General features: G+C 60.9%; 19 protein-coding genes and 1 other RNA gene. 8 read left to right on the top strand and 12 right to left on the bottom strand.

What is annotated here, in order from left to right:
• Positions 1-38: 38 nt before the first annotated feature.
• Positions 39-926 (bottom strand): tRNA (adenosine(37)-N6)-dimethylallyltransferase MiaA, encoded by an 888-nt coding sequence (gene miaA / locus AB4Z52_RS03755; protein WP_442216539.1) that lies wholly within the window; start codon positions 924-926, stop codon positions 39-41.
• On the opposite strand from miaA, the gene serB reads away from it, so the two are divergent.
• Positions 927-1817: a phosphoserine phosphatase SerB gene (gene serB / locus AB4Z52_RS03750; protein ID WP_442216538.1), complete on the top strand. Its 891-nt coding sequence runs from the start codon at positions 927-929 to the stop codon at positions 1815-1817.
• Between the two features lie 36 nt (positions 1818-1853).
• Positions 1854-2435, top strand: coding sequence for a GNAT family N-acetyltransferase (locus AB4Z52_RS03745; RefSeq protein WP_442216537.1), 582 nt, complete (start codon positions 1854-1856; stop codon positions 2433-2435).
• A gap of 163 nt (positions 2436-2598) precedes the next feature.
• Here AB4Z52_RS03745 and AB4Z52_RS03740 read toward each other — a convergent pair whose 3' ends face one another.
• From AB4Z52_RS03740 to AB4Z52_RS03715, 6 genes are all read right to left on the bottom strand, one after another.
• On the bottom strand, positions 2599-4419 hold the full coding sequence (locus AB4Z52_RS03740) for a DegQ family serine endoprotease (protein ID WP_442216536.1): 1821 nt from the start codon (positions 4417-4419) through the stop codon (positions 2599-2601).
• A gap of 248 nt (positions 4420-4667) precedes the next feature.
• Positions 4668-5603 carry a protease modulator HflC gene (hflC, locus tag AB4Z52_RS03735; protein WP_442216535.1) on the bottom strand — a complete coding sequence of 312 codons (936 nt, stop codon included), beginning with the start codon at positions 5601-5603 and terminating at the stop codon, positions 4668-4670.
• Positions 5603-6712, bottom strand: coding sequence for an FtsH protease activity modulator HflK (gene hflK, locus AB4Z52_RS03730; RefSeq protein WP_442216534.1), 1110 nt, complete (start codon positions 6710-6712; stop codon positions 5603-5605). Before hflK ends, hflC begins: the two co-directional genes overlap by 1 nt.
• Positions 6713-6865: 153 nt before the next feature.
• On the bottom strand, positions 6866-7384 hold the full coding sequence (locus tag AB4Z52_RS03725; protein ID WP_442216533.1) for a dihydrofolate reductase: 519 nt from the start codon (positions 7382-7384) through the stop codon (positions 6866-6868).
• Positions 7385-7433: 49 nt separating this feature from the next.
• Complete coding sequence (locus AB4Z52_RS03720) at positions 7434-7754, bottom strand: hypothetical protein (RefSeq protein ID WP_442216532.1); 321 nt, start codon at positions 7752-7754, stop codon at positions 7434-7436.
• A gap of 73 nt (positions 7755-7827) precedes the next feature.
• Positions 7828-8622 carry a thymidylate synthase gene (locus AB4Z52_RS03715; protein ID WP_442216531.1) on the bottom strand — a complete coding sequence of 265 codons (795 nt, stop codon included), beginning with the start codon at positions 8620-8622 and terminating at the stop codon, positions 7828-7830.
• Positions 8623-8760: 138 nt separating this feature from the next.
• Between AB4Z52_RS03715 and ssrA the strand changes: the two genes are divergently transcribed.
• From ssrA to AB4Z52_RS03695, 4 genes are all read left to right on the top strand, one after another.
• Positions 8761-9121, top strand: a transfer-messenger RNA (tmRNA) gene (gene ssrA, locus AB4Z52_RS03710).
• A 121-nt stretch (positions 9122-9242) separates the two neighbouring features.
• Positions 9243-9749, top strand: a complete 507-nt coding sequence (locus AB4Z52_RS03705) for an SspB family protein (protein ID WP_442216530.1) — start codon at positions 9243-9245, stop codon at positions 9747-9749.
• A 59-nt stretch (positions 9750-9808) separates the two neighbouring features.
• Entirely contained in the window at positions 9809-10003 is a 195-nt protein-coding gene (locus AB4Z52_RS03700) for a DUF4169 family protein (protein WP_442216529.1), read from the top strand.
• Between the two features lie 101 nt (positions 10004-10104).
• Positions 10105-10314, top strand: coding sequence for a ribbon-helix-helix domain-containing protein (locus tag AB4Z52_RS03695; RefSeq protein WP_442216528.1), 210 nt, complete (start codon positions 10105-10107; stop codon positions 10312-10314).
• Positions 10315-10333: 19 nt separating this feature from the next.
• Here the strand turns inward: AB4Z52_RS03695 and AB4Z52_RS03690 are convergent, their stop codons facing one another.
• The 3 genes from AB4Z52_RS03690 to AB4Z52_RS03680 form a co-directional block, all read right to left on the bottom strand.
• Positions 10334-14092: an AsmA family protein gene (locus AB4Z52_RS03690; protein ID WP_442216527.1), complete on the bottom strand. Its 3759-nt coding sequence runs from the start codon at positions 14090-14092 to the stop codon at positions 10334-10336.
• A 199-nt stretch (positions 14093-14291) separates the two neighbouring features.
• The gene (locus tag AB4Z52_RS03685; RefSeq protein WP_442216526.1) at positions 14292-15704 is read right to left on the bottom strand and encodes an FAD-binding oxidoreductase; all 1413 of its coding nucleotides are present in this window, start codon (positions 15702-15704) and stop codon (positions 14292-14294) included.
• 207 nt (positions 15705-15911) lie between these two features.
• The gene (locus tag AB4Z52_RS03680) at positions 15912-16946 is read right to left on the bottom strand and encodes an aldo/keto reductase (RefSeq protein WP_442216525.1); all 1035 of its coding nucleotides are present in this window, start codon (positions 16944-16946) and stop codon (positions 15912-15914) included.
• A 91-nt stretch (positions 16947-17037) separates the two neighbouring features.
• Between AB4Z52_RS03680 and AB4Z52_RS03675 the strand changes: the two genes are divergently transcribed.
• A complete protein-coding gene (locus AB4Z52_RS03675) occupies positions 17038-17943 on the top strand; it encodes a LysR family transcriptional regulator (protein ID WP_442216524.1) in 906 nt (301 codons plus the stop codon).
• A 15-nt stretch (positions 17944-17958) separates the two neighbouring features.
• Here the strand turns inward: AB4Z52_RS03675 and AB4Z52_RS03670 are convergent, their stop codons facing one another.
• Positions 17959-18858 carry an AraC family transcriptional regulator gene (locus AB4Z52_RS03670; protein ID WP_442216523.1) on the bottom strand — a complete coding sequence of 300 codons (900 nt, stop codon included), beginning with the start codon at positions 18856-18858 and terminating at the stop codon, positions 17959-17961.
• A gap of 11 nt (positions 18859-18869) precedes the next feature.
• On the opposite strand from AB4Z52_RS03670, the gene AB4Z52_RS03665 reads away from it, so the two are divergent.
• Positions 18870-19277 (top strand): DUF2000 family protein, encoded by a 408-nt coding sequence (locus AB4Z52_RS03665; protein ID WP_442216522.1) that lies wholly within the window; start codon positions 18870-18872, stop codon positions 19275-19277.
• Between the two features lie 123 nt (positions 19278-19400).
• On the opposite strand, the gene AB4Z52_RS03660 is transcribed toward AB4Z52_RS03665, so the two are convergent.
• Positions 19401-20069 carry an OmpA family protein gene (locus tag AB4Z52_RS03660; RefSeq protein ID WP_442216521.1) on the bottom strand — a complete coding sequence of 223 codons (669 nt, stop codon included), beginning with the start codon at positions 20067-20069 and terminating at the stop codon, positions 19401-19403.
• Between the last annotated feature and the right edge of the window lie 135 nt (positions 20070-20204).

Below are 20204 nucleotides of genomic sequence, written 5' to 3'. Positions count from 1 at the left end.
GCGGCTCGCTTAAAGCATCGCACCGAAGGCGGGGCGCGTCAGCGTCGCTCCCAGCTTTCATCCATCTGATTTCTAAACCACGTCATCTGGCGCTTGGCATATTGGCGTGTCGCGGCGGCGGCGGTTTCGATGACCTCGGCACGGCTCATGTTGCCTTCGATCATTGCCGCAATCTGGGCGACGCCTATTGCTTTCATGACGGGCATTTCGGGCGAAAGACCGAGCGCCAGCAATGCCCTCACCTCTTCCTCGGCTCCGATGTCGAGCATCGTCTCGAAGCGGGAGTTGATGCGGTCATGCAGCACCGCGCGATCGGGCAGGACGACGATCTTACGGGCGCGATCGGCATCGACGATGACCGGCCCGCTTTGCCCCTGATAGGTGGCGATCGATCTTCCAGTCGCCTCGAGGACTTCGAGCGCACGCACGATCCGTTGACCATCTTGCGGATTGAGAATGTCCGCCATCGCCGGGTCGCTTGCCCCGAGTTCACGATGGAGCGTTTCTCCTCCCTCCTCGATCAGCCGCGCGCGCAGCTTCGCCCGGATTTCCGCCGGCACCTCCGGCATGTCCGAAAGCCCGCCCGTCAGCGCCTTGAAATAAAGTCCGGTGCCGCCGACGATGACAGGCATCCGGCCCTCGTCCCGCACCTTGGCAAGCAGCTGCGAAATGTCCCTCAGCCAGAGACCGGTGGAATAGGCCTGTCCGGCAAGGACATGGCCGTAAAGATGATGCGGCACACCTTGCATGTCGTCGTCCGAGGGCCGCGCCGTCAACACGCGAAGCGTGTCGTAGACCTGCATACTATCGGCATTGACGACCACGCCGCCGCGCTCTCTGGCGAGGTCAATGGCCAACGCGGACTTGCCGCTGGCCGTTGGCCCGGTTATCAGGATCGCTTCAATGTCATTCACAGGGTTTCCCATATGGCCTTCGTTGCCACGCTTATTGCCAATCCGTCAAACCCCGTTCTTGTTCCCGCACTCGCCGAAGCGGCTGCCGGCACGGTGCAGGCGTCCGGTCTTTACTGGCTGGCGGATGGCATAGCCTGCGATATTGCGCTCCGAGATGGCTTTGACCCGCGGGCTGCCAAGGCCGATATCCAGGCCGTAATTGGCGCAGCGCCAATTGATCTCGTTATCCAGGAGAGCGAGACCCGGCGCAAGAAGCTGCTGATCGCCGACATGGATTCAACCATGATTGTCCAGGAATGCATCGACGAACTGGCAGCCGAAGTCGGATTGAAAGACAAGGTCGCCGCCATCACGGCACGCGCCATGAACGGCGAGATCGACTTCGAACCGGCCCTGCGTCAGCGTGTTGCCCTCCTCAAGGGCCTGCCAATCTCCGTCGTCGACGAGGTCATCGCAAGGCGTATTACCTTGACGCCGGGCGGACCGGAACTGATCGCCACCATGAAAGCAAAAGGCTTCTACACCGCCCTCGTCTCCGGCGGGTTCACGGTGTTTACCAGCCGGATCGCCGCCACTCTGGATTTCGATGAGAACCGCGCCAATGTTCTGCTGGAGGAAGACGGCATTCTGACCGGCTTCGTCGCTGAACCGATCCTCGGCAAGCAGGCAAAGGTCGATGCTCTCGACGAGATTGCCAAAAAGCTTGGCATCTCACCGGCCGATGCGCTTGCCGTCGGCGATGGCGCCAACGATCTCGACATGATCCAGCTCGCCGGCTCCGGCGTCGCCCTGCATGCCAAGCCCAAGGTTGCCGCCCAGGCCGGGATGCGCATCGACCACGGCGATCTGACCGCGCTTCTCTACATCCAGGGTTATCGGAAGACGGATTTCGTAAAGCCGTAGGCGGCAATCATCAACAACAGGCCGGAAGTTTGTTCCATGATCATTCTTGAAACTGAACGCCTCGTCGTCCGCAACTGGCTGGACGGCGATCGCGACCTGTTCTTCGAGATCAACTCCGATGAAAAGGTGATGGAGTTCTTTGCCTTCCGCAGAAACAGGGTCGACGCCGACGCATTTTTCGACAGGCTACAAGGCCTGATCGCCGAGACCGGCCTCGGTTTCTATGCACTCGAGCTGAAGGCGACGGGTGAAACGATCGGCTTCTGCGGCCTTGCCCGCACCGATCTTGAACCGCATATTCCCCTCGGCACCGTCGAGATCGGCTGGCGGCTGGCAGCGCGCTACTGGAGTAAGGGCTATGTGAGCGAAGCGGCGCACGCGGTGTTGCGGCACGGCTACGAGACATTAAAGCTCGATGAGATAGTCTCCTTCGCTGTACCCGACAACATCCGCTCAACGTCGGTCATGCGACGGATCGGCATGCACCGCGACGTCGCCGGCGATTTCCCCCATCCGCGCGTTCCGGAAACTCTGCCGCACCTGAAGCCGCATGTACTTTACCGAATAACCGCTGCGGAATGGCACCAACGCGGCGTTTTGCAGGCGAGGCATAGCTGAGAGGCTGCGGCATCGAACACCCTCCCCTTGATGGGGAGGGTCGGCACGCAGTGCCGGGGTGGGGTGATTTCTTGCGACATCCAATGGTTCACCCCCACCCGCAGCTTCGCTGCGACCTCCCCCATCAAGAGGGAGGTAAGCCGAAGACACGAGGCCAACACCGCTAATCGAGCGGGACCGCGATGAAGCGGAGGTCGCCGTTTGGTGAGGCGATCATCATCTGGGCGTTGCGGCGGCCTTCCTTTTTCAGCGACGATACCTTCGCGGCAATGGCAGATGGTGACTGCATGAATTCCTGGGCCACTTCGACGACAACGTCTCCGGGCTTCAATCCCTTGTCGGCCGCGGGCGATCCCGGTGCCACTGTTGTGATGACCACGCCGTCGACGCTGTCGGCGATGCCGAAGCTCTTGCGGTTTTCGGCGCTGAGTGCGGAAAGCTTGAGGCCGAGCACGTCCTGCGTCATCTCGGCACCAGGCGCTGGCGCCGGGTTTTCCTGGTCACCGTCCGAGCTGTCGTCACCGTTATCGCCCTGGTCGGGATTGATCACCCCGTCGCGATTTTTGCTGTCGCCCTTGTTGCTATTGTCGTCAGGGGCAAGGCCGGGCGCTTTCTTGTCATTGGCGGCTGCGGCCTGATTGCTGTCTTCCAGGCGTCCGAGTGTCACCTTGACCGTCTGCTGCTTGCCATCGCGCAGGACAACCACGTCAACTTCCTTGCCGACGGGGCTTTCAGCGACGACGCGCGGCAGATCGCGCATTTCGTTGACGGTCTTGCCGTCGAAACTAAGGATGACGTCCCCCGCCTTGATCGAACCGTTATCGACAGGGCCGCCCTTGACGATGCCGGCAACGAGTGCTCCCTTGGCGCTGTCAAGACCGAGGGTCTGGGCGACATCGTCGGTAACCGGCTGGATGCGGACGCCCAGCCAGCCGCGGCGCGTCTCGCCGTAATCCATCAGCTGCTTGACGACACCCGAGGCGATCTCGGAGGGCACGGAAAAACCGATGCCGATGGAACCGCCGCTCGGCGAGATGATGGCCGTGTTGATGCCGATCACCTCACCACGCATGTTGAAAAGCGGGCCGCCGGAATTGCCCTTGTTGATCGCGGCATCCGTCTGGATGAAGTTGTCGTAAGGGCCAGCGTTGATGTTTCGCCCGCGTGCAGAAACGATGCCGACCGTCACCGTGCCGCCAAGGCCGAAGGGATTGCCGATCGCCATCACCCAATCGCCGATGCGCATGATGGAGGAATCGCCGAAATGCACCGCCGTCAGCGGCTGCTTCGGCTCGACCTTCAGGAGCGACAGATCGGTCTTCGTGTCGGTGCCGATCAGCTTTGCCTTCAGCTTCGTCCCGTTCGGAAAGATCACCTCGATATCGTCGGCGCCCTCGATGACGTGGTTGTTGGTGACGATGTAGCCCTTGGGATCGATGACAAAGCCGGAGCCGAGCGAGCTTACCTTGTGATTGCTGTTCTGGTTGTTCTTGTCCTTGAAGAAATCGTTGAAGAATTCCTGGAACGGCGACCCGTCAGGCACCTTTGGCGATGCGACGTTTCCCTCATCCTTGACCTTCTGCGACGTCGATATGTTGACGACCGCGTCGAGCAGGCCTTGCGCCAGATCGGCGACGGAAGCCGGACCGGCGCTCATCGCTGAGCTGCCTGCAACGGCAGGTGGCGGCGTCGGGGCGGCTGCGGCCGGTGGAGCTGAAGGCGGCACAGGAACCGGTGCCGGCGGTGCTGGTGTTGTCGGCACCGACGGCGCCGGAGTGGTAAGGACTGCCTGCGAATTCGGCGCCGGCGGAGTGGTTGGCACCGCGGCCGGAGTGTCTGATGACGGCGCCGATCCATCCACTGCGGCTGAGGTAGCGTCTGCCCATGCCCGTCCGACGCCGTCGAATGCGGGGCCGGCAATTATTGCCGCGCCGGCCAGCAAGGCGAGCGATCGTCTAAACGGCAAGCGAATGGTCAAGGCCATCAGGCATCCTCGTGAAATTAAGGGAAGAAGTAAATTTGAACATCAACATAAGGCGGAATGATGAAGGGTGGAATCACCTTTTCGAGATTATCCCTGGTGGATATAGCAGAGCCCGCCAAGCAGTCAGAACCTTTTCCGCTCCTCTGTTCGCGCCAACGCCGCACCTTCGCAACAGCACCAGCACTTCAAAAAGAAGGGGCCACCCGAAGGATGGCCCCATCAATCACGAATCATATAGCGAAACGATATCACTTCGCGCTGGGCGCCGGCGCCGGCGCGCCGGCCTGAGGTGCTGCTGCAGTCGACCCGTTGGCGCTGTTGAAATACCGGAAGAACTCTGAATTCGGCGAAACCACGATCGTCGTGCCCGTCGATGCCAGCGATGCATTGTAAGCTGCCATCGAGCGGTAGAACGCGAAGAAGCTTGGATCACGGGTGAAGGCGTCCGCAAAGATACGCGCACGCTCAGCCTCGCCCTGGCCTCGAAGGACTTCGGAATCCTTGCTCGCGTCGGCGACGATCTCGACCACCTGGCGGTCGGCGATTGCGCGGCGGCGCTGACCTTCTTCCGTCCCTTCGGCGCGAAGCAGTTCCGCCTCGGCAAGACGCTCGGCGCGCATGCGGTCATAGGTCTTCTGCGAAACGTCCTGGGTCAGGTCGGTCCGGCGAATCCGGACGTCGGCGATATTGAGGCCGAGCGTCTCCGCATCGCGATGAAGATCGTCGCGAACCTCGAGCATCATCGATACGCGTTCGTCCGAAAGAGCGGCACCGAACTCGCGCAGACCATAGACCCGGCGCAAGGACGAATCCAGCCGCGTGCGCAGCCGTGCTTCGGCCGCGTCGCGATCACCCGACACCGTTTCACGGAACTTGCGCGCATCGGCGATCGTGTAGACGACGAAGGCGTCGACATCGAAGGTGGCGCCGCCCTTGACCTGGACGCGGATATTATCGAGATCGAAGCGCAAGGCCTGCTTTTCGACATATTGGACCCGGTCGGCATCCATGAAGCCGAAGGGCAGCTTGAAATAGATGCCCGGCTCGGTCTTCACGTCCTGGATCTGGCCGAAACGGACGACGACTGCCTGTTCGCGGGCATTGACGACGAAGACCGAGGAATAGACGATCAGAAGCAGAACCGCGAGGGCGATGAGGATGGCTGGCAAACGACTGGAGGTCATCACTTGATCTCCTGCGCTTGGGCCAGCGGCGAGGCGAGCCCCTTGCCGATCTCGTTCAGGGGAAGATAGGGCACGACGCCCTGCTTCTCATCGAGGATGACCTTGTTCGAATTCTTCAAGACGGATTCCATGGTTTCAAGGAACAGGCGTGTCCGCGTGACATCGGGCGCCTTGACGTACTGGTTGTAGACCGAAACGAAGCGCTGCGCCTCGCCGTCCGCTTCCTTGACGACACGGTCCTTGTAGGCGGCCGCTTCTTCGCGGACCTGCGCTGCCTGACCGCGCGCGCCACCCAGTTTCTGGTTGGCATACTGATTGGCTTCTTCGACCAGGCGCTGCTTGTCCTGGTCGGCGCGCTGCACTTCTTCAAAGGCGTCGGCCACTTCGCGCGGCGGAGCGACGTCTTCGATGTTCACCCGGTTGATGGCAATGCCCGCGCCGTATCGATCCATCGTGCCCTGGATGATGTTCTGGACTTCGCTGGCGATTGGCTGGCGATTGTCACGGAAGGCATCCTGCGCCGGGCGACGGCCGACGACTTCGCGCATGGCGCTTTCGGAAACCTGCTGCAGCGTCTCAGCCGGATTTTCCAGCTTGAAGAGGTAGGATTTCGGATCGCTGATCGTATAGAGAACCGAGAACTGTACGTTGAGGATGTTTTGGTCGCCTGAAAGCATCAGGCCCGCCGATGAATTCGCGCTAGAGCGCCCACCACCGATGTTCTGCTGCTGCTCGGTCACCTTGACGATTTCAATCTGGTCCATCGGCCAGAAATGAAAGTGAAGGCCGGGAAGCGAAACTTCTTCCCTCGGTTTGCCGAAACGCAGCTCGACGCCGCGCTCATCCGGCTGGATGGTATAGATGCACTGGATGAGCCAGAATACGACGACCACGGCTGCGATGATCAGGAAGACGCCGCCGTTGATGCCGCCGGGAACGAGCCCACGAAGTCGGTCCTGGCCGCGACGGATAATCTCCTCGAGGTCAGGCGGGCCACCGGAGCCGTTGCCGCGCGGACGGTTCGGTCCCTGCCCCCAAGGCCCCTGATTGTTTCCGCCGCCACCGCCGCCGCCCCAAGGACCGCCGCCATTCTGATTGCTCCAGGGCATCAAAACCTCTTACTTCGTGAATTCTCTGCCGCCGTCGTTTCCAAGGTCTCCCTCAGTCGGCGGCGATTGTTTCCCGTTATAGGTATCGAGGCAGACGCTTTCAACGCAACTTCAGGAAGTTGGGCGGATTTATTGGAAAATAGTTGCTTTTGCCTATGCGGGACGACGGAGGTAGGTCACGAACCGCGTCGCATAGTTGTCCTTCTCGCCCGCCGGGACATCGAGCTCGCTCTCGATCAGCCAATCCGCGGCATCGATCCTTGGGAAAGACGTATCGCCAGCGACGTCGGTTTCCACATGCGTCACTTCCAGCTTGTCGGCTATCGCAAATGCCTGACGATAGATCTCGCCACCGCCGACGATACAGATCTCGGTCTTTCCGTCCTGCTCGGCAAGCGCCGCTGCGATCTCGATCGCCTCGTCGAGCGAATGTGCTGAGCGAACCCCTTCGACGCTGAAGCCTTCGTCGCGGGTGATGACGATAGTTGGCCGACCGGGCAGCGGCTTGCCGATCGATTGAAAAGTCTTGCGGCCCATGATGAGTGGCTTGCCGAGTGTCAGCGCCTTGAAACGCTTGAGGTCAGTCGACAATCGCCACGGCAGGTCGCCGTCCCTGCCGATTATGCCGTTGCGGGAAACGGCGACGACGATTGTCTTCGTGACAGTGGACATGTGGCCCCTTTTTACGACTGCTGAAATTTCCTCGATAAAGGCCCGTAACTCAATAAACCGCCTTGTATCCCTGGCTGGCCGCGCAGGAAATATAGGTCATGCGCGCCTGGCTTTTCGCCTGGCGCTCCTCCTCGAAATTATCGCCGGCCGATGGCGCATAAACGGTGGCCATTCTTTCGCGCTTCTCGAACTCCTGGCGCGCCCTGTTGTAGGATTCGTTGGCGTCGCCGACGCAGAGCGGGTGGACGACGCTTGCCGGCTGGGCAGGCATGCCAACCGGCAGCAGCAACGGATCATTGGCACGATCGACGCAGCTGGAAAGGACGGCAGCGGCAGCGACCGCGATGGACAGGCGGAATATCGGCTTCATGAGGTCCCCAGGCAATGCGGTGAAGTCTGTAGCACGCGATCCCAGTCAAGCTGCGCTTGACTGGCCACCAAGCTCACACGGCGATCGACGCCTTGATGCTTGAATCAGCTTCGTAGCCGACCAGTTCGAAGTCCTCGTATTTGAACGAGAAAATGTCTTTGACCTGAGGATTGATCCGCATCGTCGGCAAGGCCTTTGGCGTGCGGGTCAACTGCAGCCGCGCCTGCTCGAAATGGTTCTTGTAGATATGGGTATCGCCAAGTGTATGAACGAAATCGCCGGGCTTCAGCCCCGTCACCTGCGCCACCATCATCGTCAGTAGGGCATAAGACGCGATATTGAACGGCACGCCAAGGAAGATGTCGGCCGAGCGCTGGTAGAGCTGGCAGGAAAGTTTGCCTTCCGAAACATAGAACTGGAAAAGACAGTGGCACGGCGGCAGCGCCATCTCGTCGACCTCGGCGGGGTTCCAGGCCGAGACGATATGTCGGCGCGAATTCGGATTGGTCTTCAGCCCCTCGATCAGATTGGCGATCTGGTCGATGTGACGCCCGTCCGGCGCCGGCCAGGATCGCCACTGCGCACCGTAGACCGGGCCGAGATCGCCGTTTTCATCCGCCCACTCGTCCCAGATGGAAACGCCGTTTTCGCGGAGATAAGCAATATTGGTCTCGCCTTTCAAAAACCACAGCAGTTCATGAATGATCGAGCGCAGGTGCAGCTTCTTGGTAGTCAGGACGGGAAAGCCCTCGCCAAGGTCGAAACGCATCTGGTAGCCGAAAACCGAGCGCGTGCCGGTGCCGGTCCGGTCGCCGCGATCCGTGCCTTTGTCCATCACATGCGCCAGGAGGTCGAGATATTGCTTCATCGTGTTTCGCCGCCGATTCCAGGGTTCAAGCATATTTAAGGTCAAGCGAAGACAAAAGCGACAGCCTGTCGGCCAAGACGTTCGATTTCCCCTGTTTTCATGCCGTCGCCGTCGATCGGCCAAGCATTTGTGACAAATGCCCTTCCCTTCGGTGAAGGAAAACACTATATCAGCCTTGCCGGTCTTCGGGCCGGATATGGCGATAAACGAGCGATGGAATAAACCTATTGGACCCGGGGGCGGTACCCGGCGCCTCCACCAAAAACCGGCGGTCATTGACCGGCTTTTGATGGGGGCGAAATAGGATCGACAAGGGTGTAAAGATCGACTTTTTGCTCGGCATTGTACCACCGTTATCGGGCTAAACTTGTAGTTGCAAATGACAACTATGCGGAAGCTCGTCTCGCTGCTTAATCGCAGTGTGACACTTCAAATCAAGTCCTGAAGGTTCGCACCTTAAGGCGGGGTCCGAAGGCACCTGGCAACAGAAGCCTTCACCTTCTCCCAAATTTGGAAATCATGTATGATCGGATACCGTGACTCGTGCATCGGGGTTTCCTGATGCGGCTTCGCATGCCATATAGCCTTGAAATACGAAGGCCAACGAAAGACAGGAAAGCATGGGGCAGGATCATATCCGCTACGACATCTTGGCACAGGACGCACTGCGCGGGGTTATCCGTAAGGTTTTGACCGAGGTCGGCACGACAGGCCGCCTGCCCGGAGAACACCACTTCTTCATCACCTTTCTGACCGGTGCGGCCGGCGTTCGGATATCACAGCATCTGAAATCCAAATATCCCGAGCAGATGACAATCGTCATCCAGCATCAGTTCTGGGACTTGAAGATCACTGAGACGCATTTCGAAATCGGCCTGTCCTTCTCCGACGTACCGGAAAAGCTGGTCGTGCCGTTCAATGCCATCCGCGGCTTCTACGACCCATCGGTGAATTTCGAACTGGAATTCGATGTGCCCCTCAGCGAGGAGGAAGAATTGACGGTCGGCGAGATCACCGCCTATCCGGTCAATTCGGATGAGCCAGGCGAACAGGCGCCGCCCAAGGAAGGCCAAGAGAAGAAGCCGGGATCGGTGGTCTCTCTGGACTCTTTCCGCAAGAAGCAGTGACGGCCTCAGGGGAAGCACGCGCTTCCCCTTTTTCTATCCACATCGAGGATTCTGGATCGATGGCTGCCGAAATCGTCAACCTGAAACAGTTCCGCAAGAAGCAGGCTCGTTCCGAGAAGGACAAGCAGGCCGAGCAGAACCGCATCAGCTTCGGCCGAACCAAGAGCGAAAAGCAGCTGACCACCAAGCTCAACGAGAAAGCGCAAAAGTCCCTGGATCAGGGCCGTATCGAGCAGCCCAAGGTGGACGAATAAGGCCGACGCCTCATTGAAACTCTTCTGAAATCAATCGCTTGCTCGCCTACCCCGATTCAATGTCCGAGCCTCCTGATTCAACGGATGAAGCGCCCTCTTTGATGATCCGCAAACATTCCGCGACGCTGCACGGCCACCGCACCAGCTTTTCCCTGGAGGATGCGTTCTGGGAAGAGCTCAAGGCGATAGCCGAAGCACGGGGCCTGTCGCAGGCCGTATTGATCTCCGAAATCGACGACCAGCGTCCGCCTGACAGCAATCTATCCTCGGCGCTGCGGATCTATGTGCTGCAATGGCTGAAGCGCAGCTGACTATCGTGGGGTAGCCCGACTATTGAGGATTGCCAGGCAGCGTGTTGAAGTTCAACGAGCCGGCTCCAAGCGGCGATACTCCGCCCGGTGGTTGGGCTTTCGCCTTAGCATCCGCATCTGTCTTCGCCTGCGCTGCCGCCCGCGTCTTGGCGTCGGCGTCCGCCTTTGCCTTGGCTTCCGCGTCGGCTTTTGCCCTTGCCTCGTCGTCCAGCCGGCGCTGCTCGGCTGCCTGTTGGGCAAGGCCCCTCAGCCGCTGTTCCTCGGCCTGGCGCTGCTGCTCGATGATGGCATCCTGTTGGCGCTGCAGCTCGCGCTGCACTGAATTGAACTTATAAAGCGCCACTTCCCGACGCAGCCGCTGCTTTTCAAGCACGCTTGCCTGCAGCCGCTCCACGCGCCGCCGCTCGCGCTCGAAAGCCCGCAGCGACAGGAACCCCGTTATATCAGTGACATCGAGCGTGCGGCCGGGTGTCGCCAATGCACCGGAAAAATCGAGGCGAAGCCCAGGATTGGCGCCGCTCATCGCATCGTTGCCGGCCTTTAGGTCGACACCGAGCGACCCCTTTAAACGCTGGTCCGGCAAGCTGATTTCGGCATGGCCGGAGACCTTGGCCAGATCGTTGGCGGCATCGACATTGTCGATGCGCACGACCCCGGTGGAGATATTGAACGGCACGCTAAGCGGGCCGAGTACCGCCTCGCCGTTGTTGAGCAAGGTCTGCACGATCGGCTTGATCTTGTCGGCAGCCACCTCGCCCTGGATCTGGTCCGTCGCCGACAGAAGCGATGGCAGAATGGCCAGATTGAGCCCACGAATGTGGGTCTCGCCGAGTTTCATTTCGCCGGAGCCACTGGCGGCCGCCGCAAGTTCGCTCATGCTCTTGCCGCTCGCCTCGAGCGTCAGCCCCATGGCGAAGCGGCCAGTCGCAACCGGCGCGCCGTCGCGCTGCCAACCGACGGCGGCCAGATCCGCGTTGGCAAGATCGAGTTTCGTCTGCAACAGAGCGGTGCCATCGGAATTGGCAAACATCAGGCGTCCGGAAAGATTGCCGCCGCTCCAAGCGCCAGCGATGTCGTTCATCTGAACGGCGTCACCCTTGTAGGCGACGTTGCTGCTGAAATCGCTGATCGGACCATAGATACCCGGCCACATCTGCTTGGCCATGAGCTTGAGATTGACGTCGAGGCCGTTGAAGGTCGGTAGGCCAAGCTTTGCCTTGGTGAGATTGCCGGTTCCGGGGTCCGTGACCGATCCGAAGATCGCCTCCGCCAGCCAGCCGAGATCAACCTTTCCAAGCGCAATCTGACCGGATGCCTTCAAATTGGGGGCCTTCCGGTCGAAGGTGAGCGCGCCGGCAACTGGGTTATCTGCAAACTGACCCTTCATGTCGGTGAAAGCCAGCTTGTCCGGATCGATCGCTACATTGGCCTGGAATTTTGCCGGCATCCCCGTGCCCATCTGCGGCAACCCGATGCCGTTCATGACGAGATAAGGATCGAGATCGGCGCTCTCCAGCGACATAGCGATATTGCCGTCGAGGAAGGCGGCCGGCCGCACATCGACCTTGCCATTGGCGGTGAACGAGGTCTTGTCGGTCGCAAAGGTCAGTGCCGCATCCGCCGGATCGGCGTCGTTTGCGGTGACCTTCAGCGTCAGGCGGCCATTCGCGTCAGCCTCGAACGGCAGCGGGTCCAGCCCGGCCTGACCAAAGAGGATCGACGTCACGGAATTCTCCAGCGTCGCCTCGAGCTTCGTCGTTCCCTTGCCAGTCAGCGCCAGAAGATCCGACATGCGATAATCGAGATTGACGCGGCTGCCGTTCGAGACGCCGGCAAGCGTCAACGCCAGGCCATCGCCTTGATCCCCACCGAGCGTCAGCACGCCGCGAAGCGCGGTGTTGCCATACCAGGCAGCATTGCGCACGAGGCGGTCGAGGACCGGATGATGCGGAAGGCGCTTGCTCATCATTTCGAAGAACGCACTGGGGTCCGCCGCCTTGAAGGTGATCTCGCCGGAGCCCTTGTAATCGAGCAGCGAGCCTTGGGCCCTCCCCGTCGCGGTGATCTCGGCGCCGGCGAGATCGCGCACGGAAAGCCGGTCGAGTTGCAACGAGCCATCGGCAATACCGAAGGCAGTTTCGACATTTTCTGCCTGGACACCGAAGGCACTGAACTTGTCCGCCTTCAGATGCGCGCTGATCCGGTGATCAAGCACATTGTCGCCCGCTTCCTGGCCCGTGAACAGGCTCGTCAAAGCCCGCAACGCATCGAGATCGAGCGTATCGCCAGCCAGATCGACGGCAAGTTTCGGCGGCTGGTTCGCCTGCGCCTCCCGGTCGAGGCGGCCTTTGAGGTTGGCGGAACCGATGGCGATTTCGAGGTTTTCAAATCGCTGCCGGCCATGCGTCAGGCTGACATCGGCCGAAAAGCCCGCTGCCTTCAATTGCCGGATCGCAGGATCGACCGCGCCTGAAAGCCACGAGGCAAGGCCCGATGGCTGGTTTGAGGCAACGACGACATTGCCGTTGAAGCTGGCGTCGCCCTGAAGCGCCAGGCTGCCCTTTGCCTCGACCTGGGTCCGTCCAGGCAAGTTGCCGACGGCGTTGTCGATTTTCCACCCAGCACCGGCCGGTTCGAGATCGAGCTTGATGTCGCGCAGCGTCGTATCGCCGGCAACGATCGCAGGCAGCCGAACGCTCGCATGGCCCGGCACCTGCGGCACCGGTATGTCGGCCGCGATTGCAATCAGGTTGTTCAGCCGCTGGCGAGCGGACACACCAGGATCGCGCGTGGTCTTGCCATTGGGACCCGGGTCTGCAAGCCGGTTGACGTCGATCTGCTGGCCGTCAGCGGTTAACAGGAATTCCGGCTGGTTGCCGGTATCGAGCGTTGCCTCGCCGGTGATGACGTAGGGGTCGTCGGTCGCGCCGAGTTCCAGCCGGTACTCAGGCACGCGGATACGCTCGTTCGTCAGCTCGAAGCGGCCCTTGATGCGCGGGTCGGACTGCTTGGCATCGCCCGAGGACTTTCGCACCTGCTTAACTTCGACGCCGCCGGAGAAGACGCCGGTATAGGCAGGCTTGCTGTTGACCAGCTTCAACTCGCCATCGAGATCGACGTTGACCGGCCGCCGCTGCGGCAGGAGCCGGGTGTGCACGCGCAAGACCCCGTTCTCGTCGGGCTGGCTGCTGGAAATGGAGAAATTGCCGTGTTCTCCGTCGAGCGCTGCGTCGCCTTCGATATGCCAGGGACCGGCAAGAGACTTTGCCGACATCTCGGCATTGAGGTCGGTGATGCGGCGGGTTCGACCCGATTGCTCGTCGATGAATTCGACGTCGCCGCCCTCGACATGAACGTTTTCAAGCACGACACTCTTGGCCGGTATCTCCGACTGGCTGCCGCGCATCCAGTCCAGCGTGCCGTCCTTCAGTAATCGCAGGCGCACCTTCGGCTGGGAAACGCGCATGTCGAATATCAGCGCTTCGCCCGAGAGAAACGGCGCGAGTTCGGCATCCATCGAGAATTCGGCAACCTGCACCAGCGGCGTGCCATCCGGCTCCTGGCCGACGCGAACATCGTGCAGCGTCACTGAAGGGAACGGAAGCAGGCGGGCGTCCACATTGCCGTGGACCGTCACCTTCTTGCCGATGATGCGGCTCGCCTGATCCTCGAAGTTCTGGCGAAAACCGGTCCAGTCTATGAAGAGCGGAGCAAGCAGCGCCACGAACAGCACCACCACCAGGATTCCACCCAGAATAACCAGGACCTTACCTAACAACGAACACCGTCTCCATTCCGCATTCCCGATTGCCGCGCCAAAGCACGGCTCGTCATACGTGATTCATACGACGCACCTCACCTTCTTTTTGGCTATGCCCGTCGTTATTTCAAAATCGCCCCGCACTTTCGCACGATGCGTATCAGCCTAGCGTCATTCGTGTCACGAGCAAGCCAAGATCATGGCAATATTCTATTTTTCAATGCGTGTGGAAGATCTTGCCCGGGTTGAAAATGTTGTCGGGATCGAGCCCCTGCTTGATCTGCCGCATCAGATCGACAGCCCCGCCAAGTTCCTGTTCGAGAAACGACATTTTCCCCTGGCCGATACCGTGCTCGCCGGTGCAGGTGCCATCCATAGAAAGCGCCCGGGCGTTGAGCCGCGCGACGAAACCCTCGGCGATTGCCACCCCCTCCGGCGTCTTGTCGTCGAATAGCAGCAGCACATGAAAATTGCCGTCGCCGGCGTGACCGACGATTGCGGCAAGCAACCCGCGCTCCTCGATGTCGGCCTGTGTCTCGGCGACACAATCGGCCAGCCGCGAGATCGGCACGCAGACGTCGGTTGAAAGCGCCGCCAGCTCGGGCGCAAGCGCCCTTGCCGACCAATAGGCCTCATGGCGAGCCTTCCAAAGCTTATTTCGCTCCTCAAGATTTCCCGTCCAATGAAATTCGCCGCCGCCGCATTCTGCGGCAATCGCCGCGAACTCCGCCGATTGCAGCGGCACCGTCTCGTCCGTGCCGTGAAATTCCAGAAACAACGTTGGCTGCTCCTCGTAGGAGAGGCCGGAATAGGCGTTGCAGGCCCGCATTTGCACGGCGTCGAGCAACTCGATGCGGGCGACGGGAATGCCCATCTGGATCGTCAGGATGACCGCGTCGCAGGCGGCCTTGATGCTGGGAAAGGCACAGACCCCGCCGGCGATCTTCTGCGGGATGCCCTGCAGCTTCAACGTCACCGAAGTCAACACCCCGAGCGTTCCTTCGGCACCGACGAAAAGCCGGGTGAGATCGTAGCCCGCCGACGATTTCCGCGCCCGCCGCGCCGTGCGGATTTCCTCGCCGTTCGCGGTGACGGCGGTGACGGCAAGGACATTGTCCTTCATCGTCCCGTAGCGCACGGCATTGGTGCCGGAGGCACGCGTCGATGCCATGCCTCCTATCGAGGCGTTGGCGCCGGGATCGATCGGGAAGAAAAGGCCGGTGTCCCGCAGATAAGTGTTCAGCTCTTCGCGCGTCACGCCCGGCTCGACCGTGCAATCGAGGTCCTCAGCGTTCACTTCCAGAACGCGATTCATCCGACTGAAATCGATCGATATTCCGCCGCTCGGCGCATTCACCTGACCTTCAAGCGAGGAGCCGATGCCGAAGGCGATGACCGGAACTTTGTGCTGCGCGCAGACCTTCACCGCAACCTTCACGTCGTCGGCGCTTTCGGCAAACAGCACGCCATCAGGAAGCTGCGAGGGAATATAGGTCGTCGTATGCGCATGCTGCTCCCGATAGGATTGGCCGGTCTGAAAACGCTCGCCGAAGGCCTGTTTCAAGATACCGAGCGCTGCGGCGATGCCCGCCTCGTTGCGCGTTCCAGCCGTTGCATCTGCCAGCGCCATTCTTCCCGCTCCCTATAGCTATGCCAGAGGTTCATCGTCCGGTTCTATGGGACAACGAGAGAGCCCTGTCCAGCCTAAGATTCCCTGGTGAATGGTTTGTGGCGCTGCCGGGCCTTGAGCTGCTGCGCTATGTCTGAGTTCATTCCCTCCTTCTCCGCGACACCGGTTCACACTGAGGCGCTGCGGCACGCTTTTGGGTGATAAACATCAGACCGGCGGAGGATTGAGGCGCGCAAACGCGTCCTGGCGTCGATATGGGAAGTATGGATAAGGGGCAGTAGCCGTACTTGCGGCATCGAGCCGGGCAATCTGCTCCCTGTTGAGGCTCCAGCCGACCGCACCGAGATTCTGGCGCAGCTGCTCCTCGTTGCGGGCACCGATGATGACGCTGGAAACTGTGGGCCGGCCGAGCAGCCAGCTGATGGCGATCTGCGGCACTGATTTGCCGGTCTCCTCGGCCAGGGCGTCCAGCACATCGACGATCGAAAACAGCTTCTCATCATCGACGGGCGGACCGAACTCTGCTGTCTGGTGCAACCGGCTCTGCTGCGGCAACGCCACGCCGCGACGCACCTTCCCGGTCAGCCGACCCCAGCCGAGCGGGCTCCAGACCAGCGCTCCGACGCCCTGGTCGGCGCCGAGCGGCATCAACTCCCATTCATAGTCGCGGCCGACCAGCGAATAGTAGACCTGGTGAGCGACATAGCGCGGATGGCCGCCGCGTTCTGCAGCGGCGAGGGATTTCATCAATTCCCAGCCGGCAAAATTCGACGCGCCGACATAGCGGACCTTGCCGGACGACACGAGCCCATCCAGCGTCGATAGGACCTCCTCGACCGGGGTTGCGGCATCGAAGGCATGGAGTTGCAGGAGGTCGATATAGTCGGTGCCAAGGCGCCGCAATGCGTCTTCCGTCGCACGGATCAGCCGCGACCGCGAGCTGCCGGCGTCGGCGGGGCCATCGCCCATCGGCAGGCTCATCTTGGTGGAGATCAAAACATCGGGGCGTCTGCCGCGGATCGCCTGCCCCAGCACCTCCTCGGAGGCGCCGGCCGAATAGACGTCAGCGGTATCGAAAAGGTTGACGCCGGCCTCGAGGCAGATATCGACGAGACGCCGGGCCTCCGTCGCATCCGTCGTTCCCCAGGCGCCGAAAAGCGGGCCGCTGCCGCCGAACGTACCTGCCCCGAAACTCAATACCGGAACCTTGAGGCCGGACTTTCCAAGATTTCTGTATTCCATGTCGATCTCCTGTTGCTTCTCTATAGGTAGATCACCTGAGGATGATGAGTTAGACTGCGCGAAAGCACAGCAATCATGAGTTCAATTCACAATGACCCGACTGGATATCAACCGCTCCGGCGAGATGGAGGTCTTCGTTCGCGTCGTTGATCTCGGTGCGCTATCCGCCGCCGCGCGCGAACTCAGGATGACGCCTTCGGCGGTCAGCAAGCTTCTGTCGCGGCTGGAGATGCGGCTTGGTACCCGCCTCATCAACCGATCGACCCGCAAATTGCAGCTCACCCCTGAAGGATGCACTTTTTATGAGCGCAGCATACGCATTCTCGCCGAGATTGCCGAGGCCGAGCGCTATGCCTCGGCGGGCGAGCAACCGGCAGGCCGCATCCACATCAACACCAGCGCGTCTTTCGGCAATCATATCCTCGCCCCGCTTGTCCCGGAATTCCTGAGCAAACATCCCGGGGTGACGCTCGACATCAGCGTCACCGATCTCGTCGTCGATCTGATGCAGGAGCGCGCCGATGTCGCCATCCGCGCCGGGCCGATGAAGAGTTCGCAGCTGATTGCCCGCAAGCTTGGCGGAACGCGCATGGCCATCGTCGCCGCACCCACCTATCTCGCCAGACATGGAACGCCCACATCGATCGCCGAACTCGCTGGTCATTCAAAGATCGCTTTTTCCTATCAGCGCGCCATCGAAGGCTGGCCGCTGATCGCCGGCGGCGAGCGCATCGTCGCGCCATTGGACAATCCGCTGCGGGCAAACGACGGCGAAGCGATGCGGCATCTGGCACTTGCGGGGGCGGGCCTTGCACGATTGGCAGGCTTCACCGTTCGTCGCGACATCGATGCCGGGCTCTTGACCGAGGTTATGGAGACCTCAAATCCGGGCGACATCGAGGATTTCTACGCGGTCTATATCGGCCAGGGTGGCCCCCTGCCCGCGCGCATCAGGGCCTTGCTTGATTTCCTCGGCGAAAACGTCCGGCTCTGCTAAGAGCGTCGCGCAGCATCAGGCCGTCGTGCCACCACTGTCGAGCATGCTGCTCCAGGCGCCGGGCGCCATGCCGAAGGCCTTTTTGAAATGCCGCGTTAAATGGCTCTGATCGGCAAAGCCGGTCGCCGCCGCGACATCGGCAAGCGCTCCACCGGCAGCGATCATGGCCCGTGCCCGCTGCAAACGACGCATCAGGAGGAAGCGGTGCGGACTGGTCGCGAAGGCAGCGCGGAAATGTCGTGAAAGCGCAAAACGATCGAGCCCCGTCACCCGTTCCAGTTCCTGCGAACCAACCCCTCGGGTCGCATGCGCCTCGAGATATTCGCGCGCCGCATTTGCCTGTCTCCACGCGATGGCTGCGAGCGGTCGCGCCGGTGCACGCGCATGGCCAGCGAGCCCGGCTGCGACACGAGTAACGAAGTCATCGACGAAAAGCTCATCGAGCTCGCTATCGAGTTCGGCGAGTGCACCAAGCAGGATATTGGCAAGATGACCGTCTAAGACGACGGGATCATCAACAAAAGGCAGGCCCGAACGCGCTTTACCAAGGCATCGGACCAGCAGCGACGGCTCGAGATACAGCATTCTGTAGACCAGGCCGTCCTCTGTGGCTGCTCCGCCATCGTGGAGCTCGTCGGGATGCAGGACAATCACGCCGCCCGGCCGACTATAGCGTCGCTCGCCGCGATAGCGGAATGTCTGGACACCGCGGATCGTCACGCCAAGCGCATAGGTGTCATGTCGGTGCAGATCGAACGCATCGCCGCGAAACCGCGCCTGGATGCGCTCGATCCCCGGATAGGCCGGCGCCGACACGATACCGCTTCCGCCTGACGCCTCGCACGAACGTTCAAGACCCGCAAAGACGCTGCCGGATACATCCTCGCCCAATGAGTTATCCTCGACAAACGGCATGGAGACATCTGATGTTTGATACCAAAATTGCGATCATCGTGCGAAACAATCTTGCGTCCTGGCAGAAGCTGAACGTGACGGCATTTCTGGTGAGTGGCATCGTCGGACAATATCCCGATATGATCGGAGAGCCATACCGCGATCGAAGCGGCAACCTCTACAATCCACTTTCCGTGCAGCCGATGATCGTGCTCTCGGCGGATGACGTCACCATTGCGGCGATCCATCGCCGCGCGCTGGAGCGCGACGTTACCTCCTCGCTCTTCATCGAGGACATGTTTGCAACCGATCATGACGCCGCCAATCGCGACGTCTTTGCACAATTTTCACCACAGGACGCCCGCATCGTCGGCATTGCGTTCCGCGCCGAGAAAAAGATCGTCGACAAGATCACCAAGGGCGCCGTCATGCACGCGTGATCACTCACCTCCCTTTGATGGGGAGGGCCGTCAAGCTCAGGACCCGGGGTGGGGCGCACCCAAAGATCACCCCCACCCAAAGCTTCGCTTCAACCTCCCCCGACAAAGGGGAGGTTTGGGCTATCAGCCGTTTTGCGTGATCGGGGCGATCTGGATTTCGACGCGGCGGTTTTGCGAGCGACCGGCTTCCGAGGCATTGGTCGCGACCGGTTGCGACGGGCCGAATCCGACGGCCGACATGCGGCGCTGGTCAATGCCCTGGCTGCCGAGATAGCCGGCGACCGACATGGCGCGACGCTCAGAGAGATCCTGGTTATGCTGCACGCTGCCGGTCGAATCCGTATGGCCATTGACGTCGACGAGCGTCTTGTTGAATTTCCGAAGCACGATCGCCACCGAATTCAGCGTCTGGTCGAATTCCGGCTTCACGGCATCCTGGTCGGTATCGAAGGTGATGGCCGACGGCATGTTGAGAATGATGCGGTCGCCGGCGCGCGTGACGGAAACGCCCGTCCCCTGCAGCTGCTGGCGAAGTTCTGCTTCCTGCTGGTCCATGTAGTTGCCGATTGAACCGCCGGCGAGCGCACCGATGCCGGCGCCGATGAGCGCGGCATTGCGCCGTCCGACCGGGGAACCGCCGACGGCAAGGCCCGCAATGGCGCCGAGACCCGCGCCGATGGCAGCGCCACCCGCCGTATTGGAGACTTTTTGCTGACCGGTATAGGGATCGGTCGTCGTGCAGGCGTTGAGGAATGCAGCCGAAACGGCAAGCAGGACGAATTTCTTGATCATGGAATCGATGGTCTCCGGGTCAGATGGCTGAGAGCTGTATGAATGAATGCGGCAATATCATGGATGCACGCTGCCAGGCCACAGGAAGGACAACCGACGCCGGCAATTCGGCAGGCTTTCGCACAATATTGCAAC

Origin of the sequence: Rhizobium sp. 2YAF20, from assembly GCF_052114685.1 — a bacterium.
In the GTDB taxonomy this organism is placed as follows: Bacteria; Pseudomonadota; Alphaproteobacteria; order Rhizobiales; family Rhizobiaceae; genus Rhizobium.
This window is presented reverse-complemented; position numbering and strand designations above follow the sequence as displayed.

What these genes read in the sequence shown, in the direction of transcription:
- miaA (WP_442216539.1), bottom strand. Translation starts at nt 926, where the DNA reads ATGGGAAACCCTGTGAATGACATTGAAGCGATCCTGATAACCGGGCCA.
- serB (WP_442216538.1), top strand. Translation starts at nt 927, where the DNA reads ATGGCCTTCGTTGCCACGCTTATTGCCAATCCGTCAAACCCCGTTCTT.
- AB4Z52_RS03745 (WP_442216537.1), top strand. Translation starts at nt 1,854, where the DNA reads ATGATCATTCTTGAAACTGAACGCCTCGTCGTCCGCAACTGGCTGGAC.
- AB4Z52_RS03740 (WP_442216536.1), bottom strand. Translation starts at nt 4,419, where the DNA reads ATGGCCTTGACCATTCGCTTGCCGTTTAGACGATCGCTCGCCTTGCTG.
- hflC (WP_442216535.1), bottom strand. Translation starts at nt 5,603, where the DNA reads ATGACCTCCAGTCGTTTGCCAGCCATCCTCATCGCCCTCGCGGTTCTG.
- hflK (WP_442216534.1), bottom strand. Translation starts at nt 6,712, where the DNA reads ATGCCCTGGAGCAATCAGAATGGCGGCGGTCCTTGGGGCGGCGGCGGT.
- AB4Z52_RS03725 (WP_442216533.1), bottom strand. Translation starts at nt 7,384, where the DNA reads ATGTCCACTGTCACGAAGACAATCGTCGTCGCCGTTTCCCGCAACGGC.
- AB4Z52_RS03720 (WP_442216532.1), bottom strand. Translation starts at nt 7,754, where the DNA reads ATGAAGCCGATATTCCGCCTGTCCATCGCGGTCGCTGCCGCTGCCGTC.
- AB4Z52_RS03715 (WP_442216531.1), bottom strand. Translation starts at nt 8,622, where the DNA reads ATGAAGCAATATCTCGACCTCCTGGCGCATGTGATGGACAAAGGCACG.
- AB4Z52_RS03705 (WP_442216530.1), top strand. Translation starts at nt 9,243, where the DNA reads ATGGGGCAGGATCATATCCGCTACGACATCTTGGCACAGGACGCACTG.
- AB4Z52_RS03700 (WP_442216529.1), top strand. Translation starts at nt 9,809, where the DNA reads ATGGCTGCCGAAATCGTCAACCTGAAACAGTTCCGCAAGAAGCAGGCT.
- AB4Z52_RS03695 (WP_442216528.1), top strand. Translation starts at nt 10,105, where the DNA reads ATGATCCGCAAACATTCCGCGACGCTGCACGGCCACCGCACCAGCTTT.
- AB4Z52_RS03685 (WP_442216526.1), bottom strand. Translation starts at nt 15,704, where the DNA reads ATGGCGCTGGCAGATGCAACGGCTGGAACGCGCAACGAGGCGGGCATC.
- AB4Z52_RS03680 (WP_442216525.1), bottom strand. Translation starts at nt 16,946, where the DNA reads ATGGAATACAGAAATCTTGGAAAGTCCGGCCTCAAGGTTCCGGTATTG.
- AB4Z52_RS03675 (WP_442216524.1), top strand. Translation starts at nt 17,038, where the DNA reads ATGACCCGACTGGATATCAACCGCTCCGGCGAGATGGAGGTCTTCGTT.
- AB4Z52_RS03670 (WP_442216523.1), bottom strand. Translation starts at nt 18,858, where the DNA reads ATGCCGTTTGTCGAGGATAACTCATTGGGCGAGGATGTATCCGGCAGC.
- AB4Z52_RS03665 (WP_442216522.1), top strand. Translation starts at nt 18,870, where the DNA reads ATGTTTGATACCAAAATTGCGATCATCGTGCGAAACAATCTTGCGTCC.
- AB4Z52_RS03660 (WP_442216521.1), bottom strand. Translation starts at nt 20,069, where the DNA reads ATGATCAAGAAATTCGTCCTGCTTGCCGTTTCGGCTGCATTCCTCAAC.